The 20,551-nt window shown below is 67.3% G+C and carries 18 protein-coding genes; 8 read left to right on the top strand and 10 right to left on the bottom strand.

Translation table 11 applies throughout. From position 1 onward, the window contains the following. Positions 1–498: 498 nt before the first annotated feature. From O9344_RS17585 to O9344_RS17575, 3 genes are all read right to left on the bottom strand, one after another. Positions 499–1,110: a glycosyltransferase family 2 protein gene (locus O9344_RS17585; protein ID WP_298480400.1), complete on the bottom strand. Its 612-nt coding sequence runs from the start codon at positions 1,108–1,110 to the stop codon at positions 499–501. A gap of 229 nt (positions 1,111–1,339) precedes the next feature. Continuing rightward, entirely contained in the window at positions 1,340–2,341 is a 1,002-nt protein-coding gene (locus O9344_RS17580) for a hypothetical protein (RefSeq protein WP_298480398.1), read from the bottom strand. Positions 2,342–2,930: 589 nt separating this feature from the next. After that, entirely contained in the window at positions 2,931–4,316 is a 1,386-nt protein-coding gene (locus O9344_RS17575; protein WP_298480396.1) for a hypothetical protein, read from the bottom strand. 218 nt (positions 4,317–4,534) lie between these two features. Here O9344_RS17575 and O9344_RS17570 point away from each other — a divergent pair, with 218 nt between their 5' ends. Both O9344_RS17570 and O9344_RS17565 read left to right on the top strand, forming a co-directional pair. Beyond that, positions 4,535–5,536 carry a glycosyl transferase gene (locus O9344_RS17570; RefSeq protein WP_298480394.1) on the top strand — a complete coding sequence of 334 codons (1,002 nt, stop codon included), beginning with the start codon at positions 4,535–4,537 and terminating at the stop codon, positions 5,534–5,536. After that, positions 5,533–6,459, top strand: a complete 927-nt coding sequence (locus tag O9344_RS17565) for an NAD-dependent epimerase/dehydratase family protein (protein ID WP_298480392.1) — start codon at positions 5,533–5,535, stop codon at positions 6,457–6,459. Before O9344_RS17570 ends, O9344_RS17565 begins: the two co-directional genes overlap by 4 nt. On the opposite strand, the gene O9344_RS17560 is transcribed toward O9344_RS17565, so the two are convergent. From O9344_RS17560 to O9344_RS17530, 7 genes are all read right to left on the bottom strand, one after another. After that, positions 6,444–7,880, bottom strand: coding sequence for a mannose-1-phosphate guanylyltransferase/mannose-6-phosphate isomerase (locus tag O9344_RS17560; protein ID WP_298480389.1), 1,437 nt, complete (start codon positions 7,878–7,880; stop codon positions 6,444–6,446). The genes O9344_RS17565 and O9344_RS17560 overlap by 16 nt on opposite strands. 103 nt (positions 7,881–7,983) lie before the next feature. Continuing rightward, positions 7,984–9,315: an O-antigen ligase family protein gene (locus tag O9344_RS17555; RefSeq protein ID WP_298480387.1), complete on the bottom strand. Its 1,332-nt coding sequence runs from the start codon at positions 9,313–9,315 to the stop codon at positions 7,984–7,986. A 19-nt stretch (positions 9,316–9,334) separates the two neighbouring features. Continuing rightward, complete coding sequence (locus tag O9344_RS17550) at positions 9,335–10,084, bottom strand: SDR family NAD(P)-dependent oxidoreductase (RefSeq protein WP_298480385.1); 750 nt, start codon at positions 10,082–10,084, stop codon at positions 9,335–9,337. Beyond that, a complete protein-coding gene (locus O9344_RS17545) occupies positions 10,084–11,355 on the bottom strand; it encodes a beta-ketoacyl-ACP synthase (protein ID WP_298480383.1) in 1,272 nt (423 codons plus the stop codon). Before O9344_RS17545 ends, O9344_RS17550 begins: the two co-directional genes overlap by 1 nt. 10 nt (positions 11,356–11,365) lie before the next feature. After that, entirely contained in the window at positions 11,366–12,568 is a 1,203-nt protein-coding gene (locus O9344_RS17540; RefSeq protein ID WP_298480381.1) for a beta-ketoacyl-ACP synthase, read from the bottom strand. A gap of 12 nt (positions 12,569–12,580) precedes the next feature. Continuing rightward, the gene (locus O9344_RS17535) at positions 12,581–13,054 is read right to left on the bottom strand and encodes a 3-hydroxyacyl-ACP dehydratase FabZ family protein (RefSeq protein ID WP_298480379.1); all 474 of its coding nucleotides are present in this window, start codon (positions 13,052–13,054) and stop codon (positions 12,581–12,583) included. Positions 13,055–13,210: 156 nt separating this feature from the next. Beyond that, on the bottom strand, positions 13,211–13,492 hold the full coding sequence (locus tag O9344_RS17530; protein WP_106748888.1) for an acyl carrier protein: 282 nt from the start codon (positions 13,490–13,492) through the stop codon (positions 13,211–13,213). A 290-nt stretch (positions 13,493–13,782) separates the two neighbouring features. Between O9344_RS17530 and O9344_RS17525 the strand changes: the two genes are divergently transcribed. The 6 genes from O9344_RS17525 (at position 13,783) to O9344_RS17500 (ending at position 20,498) form a co-directional block, all read left to right on the top strand. After that, positions 13,783–14,805, top strand: coding sequence for a zinc-binding dehydrogenase (locus O9344_RS17525; protein ID WP_298480376.1), 1,023 nt, complete (start codon positions 13,783–13,785; stop codon positions 14,803–14,805). Between the two features lie 46 nt (positions 14,806–14,851). Further along, positions 14,852–15,730, top strand: a complete 879-nt coding sequence (locus tag O9344_RS17520) for a lipid A biosynthesis lauroyl acyltransferase (RefSeq protein WP_298480374.1) — start codon at positions 14,852–14,854, stop codon at positions 15,728–15,730. A gap of 59 nt (positions 15,731–15,789) precedes the next feature. After that, complete coding sequence (locus tag O9344_RS17515) at positions 15,790–15,939, top strand: hypothetical protein (protein ID WP_298480372.1); 150 nt, start codon at positions 15,790–15,792, stop codon at positions 15,937–15,939. Positions 15,940–16,056: 117 nt separating this feature from the next. Then, entirely contained in the window at positions 16,057–17,187 is a 1,131-nt protein-coding gene (locus O9344_RS17510; RefSeq protein WP_298480370.1) for an NAD(P)/FAD-dependent oxidoreductase, read from the top strand. Continuing rightward, positions 17,184–18,587: an amidase gene (locus O9344_RS17505; RefSeq protein ID WP_298480368.1), complete on the top strand. Its 1,404-nt coding sequence runs from the start codon at positions 17,184–17,186 to the stop codon at positions 18,585–18,587. Before O9344_RS17510 ends, O9344_RS17505 begins: the two co-directional genes overlap by 4 nt. 303 nt (positions 18,588–18,890) lie before the next feature. Beyond that, positions 18,891–20,498 (top strand): ABC transporter substrate-binding protein, encoded by a 1,608-nt coding sequence (locus O9344_RS17500; RefSeq protein ID WP_298480414.1) that lies wholly within the window; start codon positions 18,891–18,893, stop codon positions 20,496–20,498. Positions 20,499–20,551 lie beyond the last annotated feature (53 nt).

Below are 20,551 nucleotides of genomic sequence, written 5' to 3'. Positions count from 1 at the left end.
CGACGTTCCACCCGCGGCGGGATCAGACGCTACGCAACGTGAATAGCTACGCGTCTGCCCACGCCGCTCAACCCGCCCGACAGGGCCAAACCAACCGCCGGGACGAACTCAAGGCTGGATAGAAACTGGGGGCAACGTCATGACGAACCCAATTCCGCCAATGAGCAACCGCTCCAGGGTGAAAGCATCCAGCAGCCCGGCGAACCGTTCCGACGGCGGCATGAGCCCTTGGGATGTCGCGAATTTCCGCGCAATCAGTGAGAAGCTTATGCTTTGAAGTCCTACGATGATTGCAATGCAGGCAACAATCAAAGAATGGACGTCGAAACTTATTCCCTCCAGTTTAACTGGCCCGGGGAACAGTATAGCCGCACCAACAACCCCCAGAACGAGCAATGCAGCGCCTGGATAGAGGAATAACCAGCGAGGGCTATACATCAGCAAGAAGCTCAAATGGCGCCAGCCATCGCGCCAGGTCCGCAAGTGTGGAGGCCGACTTCAACCGTCAGGTCGAAGAGTTGTTGGCACTTCAGCAATCCGGTACTGCGCTAAAGCTGCTCGCACGACCATTTCTGATGCGAACTCCATACCGGTCGTCGTCAAATTGAGAGCTCGTATGCGATCGCGTGAAAAACCCCGCAGTCCGCAATGGAAATCACCGGCAGGCACTCGGAAAAACAGCCGTCCAAGGAAGCTAAGGACCGGATTCCCTAGGTAGCGGTGCAAAAAGGGCATTGCACCCGCCTCGATCCCGCCACGAAACCGATTGCCCATGACAAGGTCATTACCGTTCCGAAGTTCCTCCACAAATGGGCTAAGGTTATCGAAATCATACGAGTCGTCGGCGTCGCCCATGATTACGTACTGGCCAGCCGCAGCATCGATGCCCCCCTGCAGCGCGGACCCATAGCCTCGCTGGCTTACCGGTACAACCCGAGCACCTTCGCGCACGGCAATTTCCCGCGAGCCGTCCGTGGAGCCGTTGTCCGCAACGAGCACTTCCCCTGCGATGCCGGCTCGATCCAGAAAGCCGCGCGCCTTGCGAATGCAAGTCGCGAGCGTCTCGGCTTCGTTGAGACAGGGCATCAGGATCGTCAGTTCGATCGCCATGGCTAACTAAGACCTCCGACAGGCGGAACGGCGCTCAAACTTGCCGTTCGTTCCCAACCAATTTTTTCGAAGATCAGAACCAGGGCCTGCGACAAAGCCAACGCTGCAGCGAGGCTAATCAGCAAATTTATCAGCGAGAAGCGTGGGTAATAAACGGCCGGAAACGATGAAATGTCGACTATCACAATGATCACTATACGACTGGAAGCGACTAAAACAATCACAGATACTAGTGATTAGATAGCCGCGACCGATCGAAGACAAAGCACAGGAGGAAGACGACAAGCGAAAAGGGAAGAACCCATCTGAGCGCATAGGCATTCCCAACAACGATGGATCGCCATACCTCAAACAATTGCTGGCGTGTACTCGACATCTGGATCGCGCCGTCCGGGCCGACGATGACGGGATAGTTGAGCACCGCTAGAACGTCGCGATCCGAATCGTTAGGGACACTTGCGGTCGGCGCGTAGCGGAAGCCATCAAGATAACCCACGAGACGGAGGCTCTTGACCAGCAAGCCGGGAACCAACCTTAACTGGCTTTCCGGGATGTGCGGTATCAGCGGCAACATAGCGGCGGAGCAAGTCAATCGCCCGTCCGAACACGCAGCACGCACGTCCGATGCGACCCTTGCATAAAATTCACCAGCCGCGACGGCTGATCGATGGTGGCCAGCCTTCGCGGCCGCGTCCCGCAGCGCCCACATGAACCATCCCCCCGCGATGTCTCCGCATGTGGCAGGGAGAAGCGAGCATGTCACTTGGTTGGCCGGCCCCTCCAAGTGGGGCATGAGTGTCGCGAAGTTAGGACTGACAGCATAGATCGCAAGCCGAGCGGACCGAGGAACGGGAACAAATGGAAGGTCATAAACCGCACCAACCCGTTGCAACTCCCGCATGGCGGATTGAAAGGGGTCTGTTGTCATTTCGATCGCGATCCGGGCTCCGTATACTCGCTGGTTCACAGACTTGTAGACCTCCATTGCCAGCATGAACGTTAGCCCCATCAGCACTACGAGACCCGTGCTGGTTAAGGCAGCACGCAGCCCCAAAGTTCTTAAGTCGTGCAAAATGCGCCAAGCAAACAGCACGAGAAGAGGGGCAATCCAAATGGCCTCTTCTCGCGTCATCGCAAACACGAAAAGTGCCAATCCTAGGAGCACTGCGCCAGCCGAGCGCCGCTGACCGAAACAAAAAACAACAACACCAGCAAGAACGAACAAGGTCATAGATTCGTAGAAAAAATCCCGTAACAGCCGCGATCTATAAATGTACAACATCGGACTCGACAGCAAGAAAATTAGAATTAAATAAAAGGCCGGAACAAAGCGTTTAAACAAATAAACAACGACAAGATGCGAAAAAAGCAATGACGCAACAAAAAAGAACGCACTCTGAGATATTAAATGGAATCCCTGTAAAGCTATTGAAATATATAAAGATTGAATAGAATGGAGCTTTCACAAGTGTAAATTGATCATACGCACCCAGCCAGCGCCCCTGCGCTAGAGCGAGAGCGGTCCTTAGAAAAAGACCGTCATCGTAGCCTTGGAACATCTGTAATGTGATAGGACTTGCACCAGCCAAAGCGGTATATGCAATGCCGATACTCAAGATCAGCGGCCAATGTCCCGCAATGTTGTAGGGCCTGATCATATTACCGCCAAGAACCGGAAGCTTAATGCCCGAAAGAGCGTGTAGGCCAATATGACCGATTCCCCAACGGAAAATCGCGGATCTTGAGGGAGTTTCCGGGTTCCTATTCTCGCGGGAAATACTCAGACTTCCCAAGTGTACCGCCGCAACACGCCCTGACTCCTACTCCCCCGTCAGCCGCCTGATCAGCGCACCCCGCCGGGGCTCTGCCTCGCCGATGCGCCGCTCGAGCTCCTCGTACCGCCGCTCCAGCGCGGCGTGGCGCTCCAGCACGTCGAGCAGGGCGGCCTCGCAGGTCTCCTGCTCGACCTGCCGGCGGGAAGCGTCTGCGGTGGCGGCCGCGAGATCCGATTCGAGCGCTGCGCAACGCTCCGCCAGTGCATCTCGCTCGCGCTTGAGCGCCTGGACCTGCGCCGCCTGGCCGACCGCCTCCAGCGCAGCCGGTTCGCGGCCTGCCAGTTCGGCGATCTGCGCCCGCTGCACGGCGCCCGCGCGCGCCATGTCATCGATCGTTTCGGTAAGCCAGGCGAGGCGGTCGGCATTGAGCGCGGCGACAAGGCTGAGACGCCGCGCGACGGGATCGACAATAGCCGGCGCCGGTCGCGCTCCGATCTGCCCGGCGATCCGCGCCGCCTCGGCAACCAGACCTGGCTCAACCGCGGGGGCGGCGCCCGGCCCGGCGTCTATCAGCGCCGCGAGGCTGTCGAGGCGCGATCCGATGCCGTCCAACGCTATGATGGCAGCGACATCCTGGGGATCGCTCCGCAGCGCCACCATGGCAGCATAAGCGTCTCGCGCCAGCCCCAGGAGCAGGCCCGGCTGGGCCTCGGGCGCTCGCCGGACGCTGCGCAGCACCGGATCGACGAAGGCGTCGATGGCGGCACCCGCGGCGGCCATCTCTTGGTTCCAGTCAGCGCTCAACTGCTCGCCGATACGAGCGAAGGCGCCGCGCCAGTCGGCCAACACTTCGTCCATGTCGAGGGCGGCACGCAGGCAGCCGCGCGACAAGCGCTCCGCATCGATCACATGGCGCAGCCAGATCAGCAGCGCCTTGTCCATCGCCATGCCGTCGCGCCGGGCCAGCGAGCCCGCGACCTCCTCGGGATGGCGGAAGGGCAGGATCACGTACGGCGCCACTGCGCAGGCCTGGAAGACCTCCAGCCAAAGACCCGGAATTCGGCAGACGCGCGGATCCTTGAGCACGAAGGCATGGGCGTGCAGGAACTCGCTCTTCAGCAGTTCGACAGCACGAGCGAAAATGTCGTCAGCACCGGGGGAGTGGCTGCGTGCCTCATCGATACTGCGCCAGTCGTCCCAGCGGGAGCCGAGATCGGCGAGCACGAGGTCGTGGAAGCGCTGGAGCTTGCGCGACTCGAAATAGCCCTTGGGATTGTCGGGGGTCGACGGCATCGGCGTCGACGGCGGTGTGATCCCGAGCAGCGACAGAACTCCGGCGGCAACGGACGTTCCGCTGCGGTGCATGCCGAGCACGAAAAACCCGCGACGTCTGAAAGCGCCGGCTGCTGCTTGGGAGGACACGTCGGCCATGGTCATTCCATCACGCTCAGGCCGGGCGACGGCCCCTACTTGCACAGCCAGCATCCCCTTTTTAACACGCTGCGCCCTGCGAGTTGGTTAAGGACCCTTCGTGGCCGTCGGATGGCCCGCCCACAACAGACGACCCCACGGGGGCATTCAATCCCGCGCCGAAATGCTCTAATCGCAGGATCGACGCAGCGACGGGACGATCGGCGATTTCTCCATCCTTGCTCCTCCTTGCGGCGATCCTCGCCGCTGCCGCCCTGCTCAGCGCCGCGGGCATCGCCGCGCTGATGCCATGGCTGCGGCACCGGGCCCTCGCTTTCGCCGAGGCCCGCTCATCGCACCGGGTGCCGACGCCGCAGGGCGCCGGGCTGGCGGTGGTGGTGGCAGCCCTCGCGACGGCCCTCGTGGCCTCTGCTCTGACGGCGCTGCCGCTGTCGCCCCTTGTCCTTCCCGCCCTCGCCCTTGCCATGGCCTGCCTGCTCGGGCTCTGGGACGACATGGCCCCCCTGCCCTGGCGAGCGAAGCTTGCGGGCCAGGTCGTCGCCGCGGCGATCGCCGTCGCAGCACTTCCCACGAGCGCGAGCCTCGCGCTCCCGGCGCTGTTCTGGGCCGAGCGCGCCGCGGCGCTGTTCGCCCTCGTCGCCATGGTCAATGTCGTGAACTTTGTCGACGGCATCGACGAGATCACCGTCGCACACGCTGTGCCGGGACTAGCCGTGGCGCTGATCGCAGGGCTGCTCCTGCCGCTCGGCCCTGTGGTCGCGTTGCTCGCCGCCGCCCTGCTCGGCGCGACGCTTGGCTTCTGGCCGTCGAATCGCCACCCCGCCCGCATCTTCCTCGGCGATGCCGGCGCCCTGCCGCTTGGCCTCGCCCTCGGCTGGCTCGCGATCCTCATCGCCCTGGCCGGCCATCCGTCGGCGGCACTGCTCATGGTGCTCTATCCGCTCACCGATGGCGGGCTGACGCTGATCCGCCGCTGGCTTGCTGGCCGCCGCCTCACCGAACCGCATCGCGACCATGCCTATCAGCGCGCGGTCGATACGGGCATGACCGCACCCCGCGTCGCGCTGACGGTGGCGCTGGTCTCGCTCGCCTGCGCCGTGCTGGCCGTCACCGCCATCCTCGCCGACCAGGCGATCGTCAGCGTCGGCTGCCTCGCCATCGGCCTTGCCTGGGTGCTGGCGCCGGTCATCGGCTGGCTGCGCCGGACGCCTCGCCCATGAAGGTGCTCGTCACCGGCGCCAGCGGCTTCGTCGGCGCGGCCATCGCAACGCGACTGGCGGCTGAGGGCCATGCGGTGCGCGCCGCGGCGCGCGGACCGCTGCCGCGCAGCCTGCTGGGCAAGGTCGAACCGGCTGCCCTGCCGGATCTCTCAGGACCGTCCGATTTCGGGCCGCTCTGCGCCGGCATGGAGGTCATCGTCCACGCCGCAGGCCTTGCCCATCAGCCGGCCGGCCTCGACGAGGCCGCGCTGATGGCGGTCAACGCCACGGGCGCAGCGCGCCTCGCCGCGGCGGCGCGGGCCCGCGGTGTCAGCGCCTTCCTGCTCGTCTCCTCGATCCGCGCCATTTCCGGGGCCTCAGCGCCCGCACCCCTTGCCGAGGATATCGCCGCCACGCCCACCGACGCCTATGGCCGGTCGAAACGTGCGGGGGAAGACGAGGTCGCCGCGGCCTTCCCCGGCGCCATGATCCTGCGTCCGCCGGTCGTCCATGGCGCCGGCGCCAGAGGCAATATGGCCCGCCTCGCCCGCGCGGCGCGCTGGCCGGTCCCGCTGCCGCTGGCCGGTCTCGCGGGACGTCGCTCCGTCGTTTCGGACGTGAACCTGGCCGCGGCCGTCGTCTGTCTCATCGATCATCCGGATGCGAAGGGCCGTGCCTTCCATCTGGCCGATGGGGCGCCTTTGACGGTGGGGGACATGGTCACGGCCATGCGGGCTGCGCTCGGCCGGCCGCCGGGCCTGTTCGCCCTGCCCTTCGCGACGAGGCTGCTCGCAACGCTGGCGCCCGGCATGGCCCGTCAGCTCGCCGGGGATCTCATCGTCGACGATGGCGCGCTGCGCGCCCTCGGCTGGAGGCCGGTGGAGCCCTCGGGCGACGGCCTGGCGCGCCTCGTCCTCGCCGCCGGCGATCAGACGCGCTTGTAATCGTCCTGGCTGCGGACGATGTCGTCCTCGCCGAGATAGCCGCCCGACTGGACCTCGATCAGCTCCAGCGGGATCTTGCCCTCGTTGGCGAGGCGGTGCCAGGCGCCGAGCGGGATGTAGACGTTCTCGTTCTCGCGCACGATCTTCGTTTCCGCATCCACCTCGACGGTGGCGGTGCCCTTCACCACGATCCAGTGCTCGGCGCGGTGGAAATGCTTCTGCAGCGACAGGCGCGCGCCGGGCTTCACCACGATGCGCTTCACCTGGAAACGCTCGCCGCGATCGACGCTCTCATAGGAGCCCCAGGGGCGCAGCACCTTGCGATGCTCGTCGGCGAGACGGCGGGTGTCATCGGAAGCGCGAAGGTCCGCGACCAGGGTCTTGAGCTCACCCGCAACCGAGCGCCTGGCGACCAGCACGGCATCCTTGGTGGCGACCACCGCGACATCCTCGAGTCCGATCACCGCGGTGTGGACGTCGTCGCTGGCGACATAGGAATTGCGCGTGCCGGCGAGGGACACGGCGCCGCGCACGGCATTGCCGGCCTCGTCCTTCTCGGCCATGGCCCAGAGCGCGTCCCAGGAACCGAGATCGGACCAGGCATAGTCGGCAGCGATGACGGCGGCGCGGTCGGTCCGCTCCATCACGGCATAGTCCACCGACTTGGCGGGCGAAGCGGCGAAGGCGTCGCGATCGATCCGCTCGAAGGAGAGATTGCCGACCTGGTCGACCGCGATGGTCGAGGCGACCGCCTTGGCGGCCGCGGCGATGGCGGGCTCGAAGCCCGCGAGCTCGGCGAGGAACACATCGGCGCGGAAGAGGAAATTGCCGGAATTCCAGAGATAGCCCTCGGCGAGGAACCGCGTCGCGGTCTCGTCGTCCGGCTTCTCCACGAAGGCGGCGACCATGCGCACGCGGCCGTCCATGAGGTCGCCCGGCCGGATATAGCCGTAGCCGGTCGCTGGATGGGACGGCGTGATGCCGAAGGTGACGAGCGCGCCGGCTTCCGCGGCCGCAAGGCCGGCGGCGGCGGTGGCGGCGAAGGCCCCCGCATCGGTGACGAGATGGTCGGCGGCGAGCACCAGCAGCACGGCCTCCGGATCGGCGGCGGCGGCGAGTTCCGCGGCCACCGCGATGGCCGGGCCGGAATCGCGGCGCATCGGCTCCAGCACGATGCGGCCGGCCGTGCCGGCGCGGGAGAGCTGGTCAGCGACGAGGAAGCGGAAATCCTCGCCGGTGACGATGATCGGGTCAGCGAAGATGGTGCGGTCGGCGACGCGCGCCAGCGTCTCCTCGAAGGTCGAGCGGGCGCCCAGCAGCGGCAGGAACTGCTTCGGATAGGCCTCGCGCGACGCGGGCCACAGGCGGGTACCGGCACCGCCCGACAGGATCACCGGAACGATCAGCCTTTGCTTCGCCATTGGACGCAAATCCTTCACACTACGCTCAGCATGGACGCCCTTGACCTAGCCGCTGGCGGCACGGCGCGCCACAACCTTCGCTCGGCATGGTCAACGCCGCGGTTCAGCCGCGCGGCGGCACCCCGAGGAACGGCCGCTCGAAGCGGGTGAGCCCCACCCGCGACTGGTGAGCTGCCGCCGCGAGGATCAGGTAGCAGGCGACGAAGACCGTGTTGGTCTGGTCATGGCTGAACAGCAGGTTGGTCAGCCCGAACAGCGCATAGGAGCCGGACAACAGGATGGCGAAGGCGACGCGGTCGGCGCGCCTCTCGTCCCGCGCCGATTCCACCGCGATGATGATCGGTGCCGCGAGCAGCGCGAGAAGCACGATGAGGCCGATCACCCCGCGGCCGACAGCCGTCGAGATGAACTCGTTGTGCAGATGGCGGTAGGGCGGCACGCGGTAGCCGTCCGCGGCGGCGCGCCGGCGCACCTCCTCGACGGCGTTCTGGCTGCCGACGCCGATCACCGGATTGTCGAGGAAGACGTCGAGGCCGTAGCTCCAGAGGATAACGCGATGGGCGGTGGAGGCGTCCCGGTGGCGGATGATGTCCTCGGCCTCGAGGGCAGCACGCACCTGGTCGATCCGCTGCGGCACCTTCATCTGAACGGCGAAGACGAAGAGAGCGGCAACGAGAACCGCCGCGACGAGCCCGGCCTGCCACAGCCGCCTGCGGATCATCGGCCAGAGATGGACCGTGACGACGAGGACGACCAGCGGCAGCGCCACCAGCGCGCCGCGGGTCTGGGAGAGCAGCGTGGCGGCGATGCCCGAGGCGAAGGCGGCCAGCGCGAAGACCCGCATCGGGCGGGACAGGCGCTGGAAGCCCACCATGGCGAGGCCGGCGCTCATCATCGCCGTGTCACCGAAGGGGATGGCATTGGCCATGCCGGCGGTGGCGCGGGGATGGCCGAACAGGAAGACCTGAACCAGCGCATGGCCGAGGGCGACGATGCAGGCGGCCCGGATGCCGTTGAGGAAGAGGGCGAAGACATCGACCTTCGGCGTCTGGACCAGCGTTCCGATCAGCATCACCACGGTGAGGAAATGCAGGGCCGTGCCGACATCCATCCAGCCGGCAACAGGATTGGCGAAGGCCAGCGGCGAGATGATCGTCACGGCGAAATAGCCGAGCGCCACGAGGCAGGCGAAGGCCGTGGTCGGCGGCCAGACCCAGGTGATGCGGCGGGCCAGAAAGACCAGGCCGACATAGATGCAGGCGCCGAACCAGAAGAAGGTGGCGGTGCTGCCGAAGGTCATCGGCAGGAAGCCGAGGACCGGGAGGTAGAGCCAGGCCGGCCGGTTGATGTCGTTGATGGTGGCGAGGAGCCAGGCCCAGGCGCCCGACAGAAGCGAGTGGCGCCGCGGCGCGGGCGGTGTCGAGGCCGTGCTCATGACACCCCCGCCCCCGCGCTCAGCGTTGCAGACCCATCGAGGCGGTCAGGCCTCCGTCCATGCTGATGGTCGCGCCCGTCAGGTAGCCGGCGAGCGGCGACAGGAGATAGGCGACAAGGCCGCCGATCTCCTCAGGCCGCGCGAAGCGGCCAGCGGGGATCTGCTTCTCCATCGTCTCGCGGTAGTCGGCATATTTCGCCATCATGTCGGTGTCGACGAAGCCCGGCGCCACGACATTGACCGACACGCCGCGTTTGGCGCTCTCGATGGCCAGCGTCCGGCAATAGGCCGCAAGCGCCGCCTTGGAGGCGCCATAGGCGGCATTGCCCTGGTTGGAGCGCTCCGCCGTCACCGAGCCGATGGCAACGATACGGCCGGTGCGGGCCCGCATCATCGGCCGCACCGCGGCGTTCACCAGCCGCGTGAAGGCGAAGAAGTTGATCTGCATGACCGCCTCGGCCTTGGCCTGGTCCATGACCGCGGCGAGCTGGTCATAGGGCTGGCCGGCATTATGGACGAGGCCATAGAGCGCCTCGCTCTTCTCGAGCTCGGCGCAGAAGGCATCGACCGCCGCCTTGTCGGCAAGGTCGAGGGTCGCCACCGCCACGTCGCGGTCCGGATGAGCCGCCTTGAGCTCGGCGACAAGGGCATTGGCCGCATCGCCCGAGGAGCGCACCGTGAAGGTGACGTCATGGCCGGCGGCCACCACCGCCCGGACGATAGCGGCGCCCATGCCCTTGGCGCCGCCGGTGACGAGGACGCGTCCCATCAAGTCGGCTCCGCGGCGAGAACGAGGCAGACATTCTGCCCGCCGAAGCCGAAGGAACTGGAGATGGCCCGCGTCACCTTGGCCTTGCGCGCCGTGTTCGGCACCAGGTCGAGCTTGATCGCCGGGTCGGCTTCCGTGTGATTGATGGTCGGCGGGATGACGCCGCTGTTGATCGTCATCAGCGTGAACACCGCCTCGATGGCGCCGGCGGCCGACAGCGTGTGGCCGATCATCGACTTGTTCGACGACACCGCGATGCCGGCGAGATGTTCGCCGAAGACGGCGGCGAGGCCGACATATTCCATCTTGTCGTTCTCGGGCGTCGAGGTGCCATGGGCGTTGACATACTGCACGTCGGCAGGCGTCACGCCGGCATCCTCGAGCGCGTTCTGGATGCAGCCGATGATCGGCGCGCCGTCCGGGCTGGAGCGGGTGCGGTGGAAGCTGTCGGCCATCTCGCCGCAGCCCTCGACAACGCCGAGGATGGTGGCGCCGCGCGCCTTGGCGTGCTCGTAGGATTCCAGCACCAGCGCGCCGGCGCCCTCGGCCATGACGAAGCCGTCACGGTCCTTGGAGAAGGGCCGGGCCGCGCCGGTCGGATCATCGTTGCGGGTGGAGAGCGCCGAGAGCAGCGAGAAGCGCACCAGCGATTCCTGGTTGGCCGAGCCGTCGGCGCTGACCACCAGCGCCGCCCCGGTCTCGCCGCGGCGGATGGCCTCGACGGCGAGCTGGATGGCGGTTGCGCCGGTGGCGCAGGCGGTGGAGATCGAGATCGGCGCGCCCTTGGTGCCGAAGCGGTCGGCCAGCTGGTCGGAGACCGAGCCGAACAGGAAGCGCGTCTGCATGGCGGAGAAATCCTTCGCCGCCGCGCCCTTCAGAATGTCCGTGTATGTGATGTCGGCGGTCTTGCCGGAGGCCGCAGCAATGGCCTGGCGCTGCGGCCATTCCAGCTCCACCGGCGGCATGCCGAGGAAGAGCGGCCCGGGGAAGGCGCCAAGCGCGATGCCGGCTTCCGCCACCGCCTCGTCGCCGGCCAGCGCCGCCATCTTGGTGGTGAGGTCGGGCGCGTTCTCGAAGGGGACGAAATCGACCGTGCCGGCGATGGTGGTCCTGAGGCCCTCGATGGGGAAGCGGGTGATCGTGTGGATGCCCGACTGGCCGGCGGTCAGCTTCGCCCAGTTCTCCTGCTTGCCCTGGCCGAGCGAGGTGACGACGCCCATGCCAGTGACGACGACGACGGGACGGCCGTGACGGTCCTTCATCTGGGTCATGTCCGCCTCCTCAGATCGCCTCGACGAGGGCCATGCCCTCGCCGCGCCAGTGGCCAACCGAGGTGACCACGGCCTGCTTCACCTTGCGCGCCATCTTCGCTTCGTCCTTCGATCCGCCGACCGGCGGCACGGCCTCGCCGCGCTGGACCATCATGGCCGCCAGCGCAACATTGGCCGGGAAGGTCGCCTCGACGCTGTGGCCGATGACCGAGCCGGTGGCCCGCGTCGGCACGCGGCGCTGGTCGAGAATGTCACGCTCGATGGCGACGGCCTCGGAGACACCGGTGGCGCCTGAGACGACCACGGTCGCGCCGGGGATGAGGCCGGGCGAGATCTCGTTCCACTGCACCGCCAATGTATGCTCGGCATCGCCGTCCTTGCGGCGGGTGCGGTCGGAGGAGACCTTCGACAGCCGTGCAATGGGCGTGGCGCCGCGCGCCTCGGCATGTTCGCGCGCCTCGATGACGAGGAAGGCACCGACCGACCCGAGAATCGTGCCGCCGCCGTCCTTCGGCCGCTCCCAGACCGGAGCCCAGGGCTTGGTCCAGTTCATGTGGCCGAGTTCGAAATACAGGATCGTGTCGGGCCGCTCCGCGGAATAGGCGCCGCCGACGAGGAAGATGTCGCCCTGGCCGGCATGGCAGCGGTTGAGCGCCACGCGCACCGCGTCGACGCCTGCCATCTCCTCGCCCATGAAGGTGCGGGAGGAGCCGACGACGCCGTGGACGATGGAGATGTTGCCGGCGAGCAGGTTCGACAGCTGGGCGAGGAACAGCGTCGGACGCAGATCGTTCATCAGCCGCTCGTTGAGGAACTTGCCGGGCTCGTTGGCACCCGCAAGGCCCGAGAGGACCTGCCCGTCGACGGCATAATCGCGCTCTCCGCCGCCGGCCGCGACGATCATGTGCATGCGCTTGAGGATGTCGTCAGCGCCCTTCACACCGGCATTGTCGAGGGCGAGGCCCGCGGCATAGGTGCCGAGGCGCTGCCAGCCCTCCATCTGACGGCGGTCGCCGCGGTCGGGGATCTGCTTGGCGAGGTCCAGCGGCACGGCCGGGTGGACCTGGTAGGGCGCATAGGTGGTCGAATCGAGCTTCAGCCAGGCGTCGCGATCGCCGTTGAGCGCGGTCCAGTGGGCGTCGAGCCCCTCGCCGAGCGCCGAGACGAGGCCGATCCCGGTGATCCAGGCCTCACGTTCCCTGGCAATCGCCATCATGCACTCCCTTCAGGCCGCATCCAGCTTCTCGAACGGGAACTGGAGGCGTTCCCCCCATTCCCGGATCATCGCGGCGAATTTCGGATCGGGGAAGGTCTTCACCGCGAACTTGATTTCGGCTTCCGCGACGCGCTTGCCCTCACGGGTAATGAAAGCCTTGGTGACCGCATAGCCCGAGCCGTCGCCGATGAGCTCGGCATGGACCATGAGCGGCGTCGAGGGCTTCACGAAGTCGCGCATCTTCGTGGTGTTGGTGCCGACGAGGAACGGCATCGCCGTGAGCCGGTTGAGGCCGAGGATGAGCCAGCCCGAGGTCTGCGCCATGGCCTCGATCATCAGCACCCCCGGCAGCAGCGGATAGCCGGGGAAATGGCCCTCGAAGACCGGGCTCTCCGCCGGCACGTCGGCGGCGGCAACGAGGGTCTTCTTCTCGGCGTCGAACTCCACGACGCGGGTGATCATCTGGAAATATTCGAGCCGCATCGGAGGCGTTCTCTGCCGCGCCGCGAGGGGTGCGGGGCCTTTTGTGAGGTGTTTTTTGAAGACGAAACCGGCCGGGGGGCCCGGCCGGTCATGCAGACTGGAGCTGAAGACGGCTGCCGTTGCGGCGGCCATTCACCCGCTGATTCACGCGCCGGATCACGCGCCCTTGGCGGCGACCAGTTCGTCGATCTTGCCGCAGAGCGCGCCGAGAACGAAGTAGTCCTCCGTCTTCGCCTTGCCCTCGTTGACCTCCTGCGTCCACTTCTCGAGCGGCAGCTTGATGCCAAAGGCCTTGTCGATGGCGAAGGCGATGTCGAGGAAATCGAGCGAATCGATGCCGAGATCGTCGATCGCGTGGCTCTCGGGGGTGATCTTCTCCAGCGGGATGTCGCAGGTTTCCGAGATGATCTTCGAGACGGTTTCGAAGGTGGACGACATGGTAGCGCTAACTCCTGAGCGGCCGCCGGCTCATGACCGGTGGCGCAAGACAAGGCCATCGCCCGCGGCGGGCGCCTCGAATGGTCGCTGCTGCTATAGATGACGAGGCCCGGCTCATCAACCCTGTGGAGGATCGACCAACCGTCGCGCTCCCGGCGGACCAGGGCCGGATTTGACGATCCCGCCCGGGGCCTTTAGGCAGCGGCGCTCTGCGGTTCCATTCGGCCGCCCGCTGACAGGGCCGGCCGCGGGGCTATGTCGCCCCCGCCCCTTAACCTGAGGATCGTGCCATGCGCGCCCTGCGTCTTCACGGTGATCGTGACCTCCGCATCGAGGAGATCGAGGATGCCCCCGCCCCCGGTCCGGGCGAGGTGCGCATCCGCGTCGCCGCCGTGGCGCTGAACCATATCGATGTCTGGGGCTTCCGCGGCATGGCCTTCGCCAAGCGCAAGATGCCCCTCGTCGTCGGCGCCGAGGCCTCCGGCACCATCGAGAGCATCGGCGAGGGCGTCACCGCCTTCGCCCCCGGCGACCATGTCGTGATGTTCGGCGCCAAGACCTGCGGCACCTGCCGGTTCTGCCTGCGTGGCCAGGACAACCTGTGCACCGACGTGCAGGGCATTATGGGCTTCCACATCGACGGCTTCGCCTGCGAGCACGTCACCATGGAAGCCCGCCACGTGCTCAAGGTGCCGGCCGGCGTGTCGCTGCGCGATGCCGCCACCGCCCCCATCACCTATTCCACCGTCGAGCACATGCTCATCGACAATTGCCGCCTCGAGCCCGGCGAGACCGTCCTCGTCCAGGCCGGCGGCTCAGGCATCGGCACCATCGCCATCAAGCTGGCGAAGTCCATGGGCTGCACCGTCATCACCACGGTGGGCGACGACGACAAGGCGGCCAAGGCGCTGGCCATCGGCGCCGACCATGCGATCAACTACCGCACCGAGCGCTTCGAGGGCGTCGTCCGCAAGATCACCAAGAAGATGGGCGTCGACGTGGTCTTCGAGCACACCGGCGCCGACACTTTCAACCAGTCGCTGTTCTGCCTGCGGCGCGGCGGCCGCCTCGCGACCTGCGGCGCCACCTCGGGCGCCACCATCTCCATGAACCTGATGCAGCTGTTCCAGCAGCAGTACAAGATCTTCGGCTCCTTCGGCGCCCCCATCCGCGCCATTGCCGACGGCCTGAAGCGCATCGAGGCGGGCGTCTCGCCGGTCATCGACACCGAACTGCCGGTGGCCCGCTTCGCCGAGGCCCTGGAGCGGCTGGAGAGCCGAAAGGTCTTCGGCAAGATCCTCGTGCACATCTGAGGCCGGGTCATTGGTCCGCTGGATTCGCCATCGTGTCCCGGCACTCATGGTGCCGTTCGATTGGATCATCGGCATGCTGGTGCTCGGCGCCATGGCCGGCATCCGCGCGCTCGGGCCCGACCGCGCCAGCGACATCGGCGCCTGGATCCTGCCGCGGCTCGCCCCGCTGATCGGCGCCAACCGCACCGGTTATGCCAATCTGAAGGCTGCCTATCCCGATAAGCCGGAGGCCGAGATCCGCGCCATCCTGCGCGGCGTCTGGGCAAATCTCGGCCGCACGTCCTTCGAATATGCCTGCATGGACGACCTGTGGGACTATGACCCCGCCCGTCCGAACCAGGGCCGCATCGTCACCGACGACGTGCCGCTCTACGAGCGCCTCCGCGACGACGGCAAGCCCGCCATCTTCTTCGCCGCCCATCTCGCCAACTGGGAGATGCCGGCGGTGGCCGCCGCGGCCCACGGGCTGGACACGACCTCGCTCTACCGCATGCCCAACAACCGCTTCGTCGCCCGCGCCATCCAGCGCATCCGCGGCCGCACCATGGGCAAGCTCGTCGCCTCCGGCGGGGGCGGCGTCCTCCAGCTCGCCCGCGAGCTCGAGGCCAGCAACCATGTCGGCATGCTCATCGACCAGCACCTTCACCGCGGCGTCGATGTCACCTTCTTCGGACGCCCGGCCAAGGCGAACCCCACCGCGGCGCGCCTTGCCCGCGAATTCGACTGCCCGGTCCATGGCGTGCGCGTCATCCGCCTGCCCGGCAACCGCTTCCGCCTGGAGGCGACGGAGGCGCTCGACCTGCCCCGCGACGCGGAAGGCCGCATCGACGTGAAGGGCGCCATGCAGATGATGACCGACGTCGTCGAGGGCTGGGTGCGCGAGCATCCCGAGCAATGGCTGTGGCTGCATCGCCGCTGGCGGTAAGGCCTATGGCGCCGCGTGCTGGTCCCTGATTACCTTTGGCATGGGGGACTGATTCCATCATGCTGGTGCCGCGCATTCGACAATCCTCGGCGAGGGTCACACTGCCCATGCAGGCCGCACCGCCGGTCAGCGGCATGTGGCGCTATGCGCTGCTGACGAGCGTCGGGCTCTGGAGCCTTGCCGGATCGGTCATCGTCCTCATCCGCTGACGACCCCGCGCATGGGCGCCATGCCGCCCCGCGGCGCGGCTAGGCGAAGCAGGCGCCTCGCCTTATGACTTTGCAGATCGCCGCACCCTGTCCACCGATGGATCCCCGAACCGCCGCATGACCTGGTCCATCGACGCCGTAGTCATCGGAGCGGGCGTTGTCGGCCTCGCCACAGCGCGACGGCTGGCGCTGGCGGGGCTCGAGACCCTCGTCATCGAGGCGGCGGACGCCATCGGCACCGGCACCTCCTCGCGCAACAGCGAGGTCATCCATGCCGGGCTCTACTATCCGACAGGCTCCATCAAGGCGACGGCCTGCCTGAGGGGCAAGGACCTGCTGTACCGCTACTGCGCCTCGCGCGGCGTCAAGGCGCTGGCCTGTGGCAAGCTGATGGTGGCGACCTCCGACGACCAGTTGCCGAAGCTTCAGGCCATCTGGGACCAGGCCCATGTCAACGGCGTGACCGGCCTGACCTGGATGACGCCAGACGAGGTGCGGGCCATGGAGCCCGAGGTCGCTTGCGTGAAGGCCTTCTTCTCGGCCACCACCGGCATCGTCGACAGCCACGGTGTCATGCTGGCGCTGCAGGGCGACCTCGAGGAGGCCGGCGGCATGGTCGCCTTCGAGGCCCCCGTCGTCTCCGCCGCCGTCACCCCGACCGGCATCCGCATCGTCACCGGCGGCGCGGAGCCGGCGGAGATCGAGGCCCGCATCGTCGTCAATGCCGCCGGCCATTTCGCCCCGAAGTTCCTGTCGGGCCTCGACGGCTTTCCCGCCGCGCATGTGCCGAAGCAATGGTACGCCAAGGGCAATTACTTCTCGCTGGTGGGTCGCCAGCCCTTCTCCCGCCTCGTCTATCCCATGCCCGACACGGCCGGCCTCGGCGTTCATGCGACCGTCGACCTGCAGGGCCGCTGCCGCTTCGGGCCGGATGTCGAATGGGTGGAGAGCGAGAGCGACCTCGTCGTCGATCCGCGCCGCTCGGAGGGCTTCTACGCCGCGATCCGCGCCTATTGGCCGGGCCTGCCGGACGATGCCCTCCAGCCCGATTATGCCGGCATCCGCCCGAAGCTCCACGGACCCGGCACGCCGATGCCCGACTTCCGCATCGACGGGCCTCAGCTGCATGGCACGGCGGGTCTCGTGAACCTCCTGGGGATCGAGAGCCCCGGCCTCACCGCCTCCCTCGCCATCGCCGACCTCGTCGCAAGCCGCCTCGACCTGCCCGCCCTGGAGACCGTGCCATGACTGACGCCGCTGCCGTTCTCGCCGAGGGCGCTCTCGCCACCGCCGCCGCCATCCGGGAGGGCCGGACCAGCGCCCGGGCGGTCGTCGAGACGACGCTCGCCCGCATCGCCGCCGAGAACGACCGGCTTCACGCCTTCATCGCCGTCATGGCCGACGAGGCCCGCGCCGAGGCCGACATGCTCGACGCCGTCCAGGCGCGCGGCCAGAGCCGCGGGCCCCTCCACGGCGTGCCGGTGGGCGTGAAGGACATCATCGATGTCGCCGGCCAGAAGACCCGCGCCGGCTCGGTCACCCGCGACCACCTCCCCGCGGTGACGGCGGATGCCTGGTGCGTCACGCGGCTGCGCGCGGCCGGCGCCATCGTCGTCGGCAAGACCCACACGGTGGAATATGCCTTCGGCGGCTGGGGCACGAACCCGATCGCCGGCACGCCGGTGAACCCCCACGACCGCGCGACGCCGCGCAATCCCGGTGGCTCCTCCTCCGGCACGGGCGTCGCGGTCGGCGCCGGGCTCGTTCCCATCGGCTTCGGCACCGATACGGGCGGTTCGGTGCGCCTGCCAGCCTCCTGGTGCGGCACGGTCGGCCACAAGACCTCCATGGGCCTCGTCAGCCGCGCCGGCGTCGTGCCGCTCGCCCTGCATTTCGACACGATCGGGCCGCTCGCCCGCACCGTCGCTGACGCCGCGGTGATGAGCCAGGTCATGCTCGGCTCCGATCCCGCCGACCCCTCGACCACCGGCGCACCGGGCCTCGACCTCCTCGCCGGCCTCGAGGCGGGCGTTGCCGGCCTCACCCTCGGCGTCGTCGAGCTCGACGCGTCCATCGCGGTCGATCCGGAGGTGGCGGCAGCGATCGCGAGGACCCATGCGGCGCTGGAAAAGGCCGGCGCGCGGCTCGTCACGGTACGGCTGCCGGAGACGCTCGCGACCTACACCACCGACTGCGGCGAGCTGATGATGGTCGAGGGCGCCCATCGCCACGGCGCGCTGGCGCGCGAAAATCCGCTGCGCCTCAGCCCTTGGGCGGCGAAGCGCATCGGCGGCGGCTTCGACATTCCGGCGACACGCTATTTCGCAGGCGTGGAGACGCGCAGCGCCCGGACGGCGGCCGCCAACGCGCTGCTGGCCGAAGGCGGCATCGACGCGCTGGTGCTGCCGACGACGCCCATTGCCGCCCAGCCCCTCACCGCGATCGACGAGGCCGGCCTGCCCGGCATCCTCACCCGCTTCGTGAACTATCTCGAATGGTGCGGCGTCTCGGTGCCCGTGGGCAAGACCGCTGCGGGTCTGCCCATCAGCTACCAGGTCGTCACCCCACGCTATTGTGACGCACGCGCCCTGCGCATCGCCCGCGCTGCCGAAAAGGCTGCTGGCGGACCGCTTCCCCTGCCCGTCTGACGCCTTTCGCACCAGTTTGCCCATTGGCGCCCCGGGGAGAACGAGGTTCTCCACCGAGGCTTTGCCGTGGCACCTTGAACCCCGTGCGTTTCTGCTCAAGGATTAAGCATTCTGCCCGACGCTCCGGCAACAAAGCCAGTGCGACGCTGAGGCAGGAGCATGAAGGCCGGACCAACCGGCCGTACGGGTCGGCTGGCATGTGGCTTGCCAGCATCCGTCAAGGAAGCATCAGGGAGACTTCGTATGCGAACCATGTTCCGCCCCGTCCTGTTGGCCGGTGCGCTCGCCATCGCCGGCGCACTCATGACGACCACGTCGCTCATGGCCCAGGAGAAGGTCCTGCGGATCGGCATGACTGCCGCCGATATTCCGCGCACACACGGCCAGCCCGACCAGGGCTTCGAGGGCAACCGGTTCACCGGCATCCCGATGTATGACGGGCTGGTCAACTGGGACCTGTCCAAGACCGATGGCCCCTCCGTCATCATTCCCGGCCTCGCCCTCTCCTGGGAGGTCGATGCGACCGACAAGAACAAGTGGGTTTTCAAGCTTCGTCCGGGCGTGAAGTTCCATGACGGCTCGGCCTTCAATGCGGCTGCCGTGGTCTGGAACGTCCAGAAGGTCCTGGACCAGAACGCCGCCCATTTCGACCAGAGCCAGGTCGGCGTCACGGTCTCGCGCATGCCGAACCTCCTCTCGGCCCGCGCCATCGACGACCTCACCGTCGAGCTGACGACGCGCAACCCGGATTCGTTCCTCCCCATCAACCTGACCAACCTGTTCATGGCGTCGCCCGCCCACTGGCAGAAGCTGCTCGGCGAGGTCCCCGCCTCGGTGACCGACCCGAAGGCCCGCGCCGCCGCGGCCTGGACGGCGTTCGCCGGCACGCCGTCGGGCACCGGCCCGTTCCGCGGCGTGCGTCTCGTGCCGCGCGAGCGTTTCGAGATGGTCGCCAACAAGGAGTACTGGGACACGGCGCGCCGCCCGAAGGTGGACCGTGTGGTGCTGCTGCCGCTCCCCGAGGCCAATGCCCGCACCGCGGCGCTGCTCTCCGGCCAGGTCGACTGGATCGAGGCTCCGGCGCCTGACGCCGTGGCGCAGATCACGTCGCGCGGCTTCAAGATGTACACCAACGCCCAGCCGCACGTCTGGCCCTGGCAGTTCTCCTTCCGCGAGGGCTCGCCCTTCGTCGATCGCCGCGTGCGCCATGCCGCCAATCTCTGCATCAACCGCGATGAGCTGAAGACTCTGCTGAGCGGTCTGATGGAGGTGCCGCGCGGTACCTACCCGCCGGGCCATCCGTGGTGGGGCAACCCGACCTTCGAGATCAAGTATGACCTCGCCACCGCCCGTCGCCTGATGACCGAAGCTGGCTACTCCGCCCAGCGCCCGGTCAATGTGAAGGTGCTGACCTCTGCATCGGGCTCCGGCCAGATGCAGCCCATCGTGATGAACGAGTGGCTGCAGCAGGCGCTGAAGGAGTGCTTCTTCAACGTCGAACTCGAAGTCGCCGAGTGGAATGCGGTCTTCAACAACTGGCGTGAGGGTGCTGGCTCGCCCGGCTCGCGCGGCGCCAATGCCACGAACGTCACCTTCTCTGCGATGGACCCGTTCTTCGGCATGATGCGTTTCGTGACGCGTCAGGCGAACCCGCCGGCCTCCAACAACTGGGGCTTCTTCAACTTCGACGAGTTCGACCAGCTCGCCGCGACCGCACGCTCGACCTTCGACGATGCCGGCCGCGACCGGGCGCTCGCCGCGCTCCACAAGCGGATCGTCGAAGAGGCGCCGTTCCTCTGGGTCGCCCATGACGTCGGCCCGCGCGCCATGTCGGCCCGCGTCACCGGCGTGGTCCAGCCGCGCTCCTGGTTTATCGACATCACCACGATGGACATCCGTCCGGGGTCCTGATCCCGAGCGACATGATCGACCGGGCGGCGGCTCGCCGCCGCCCGGTTCCATTC

The sequence above is a fragment of the Phreatobacter sp. genome (genome assembly GCF_027532945.1).
In the GTDB taxonomy this organism is placed as follows: domain Bacteria; phylum Pseudomonadota; class Alphaproteobacteria; order Rhizobiales; family Phreatobacteraceae; genus Phreatobacter.
Note: the sequence above shows the minus strand (reverse complement) of the source record. Positions and strands in the feature narration are given on the sequence as shown.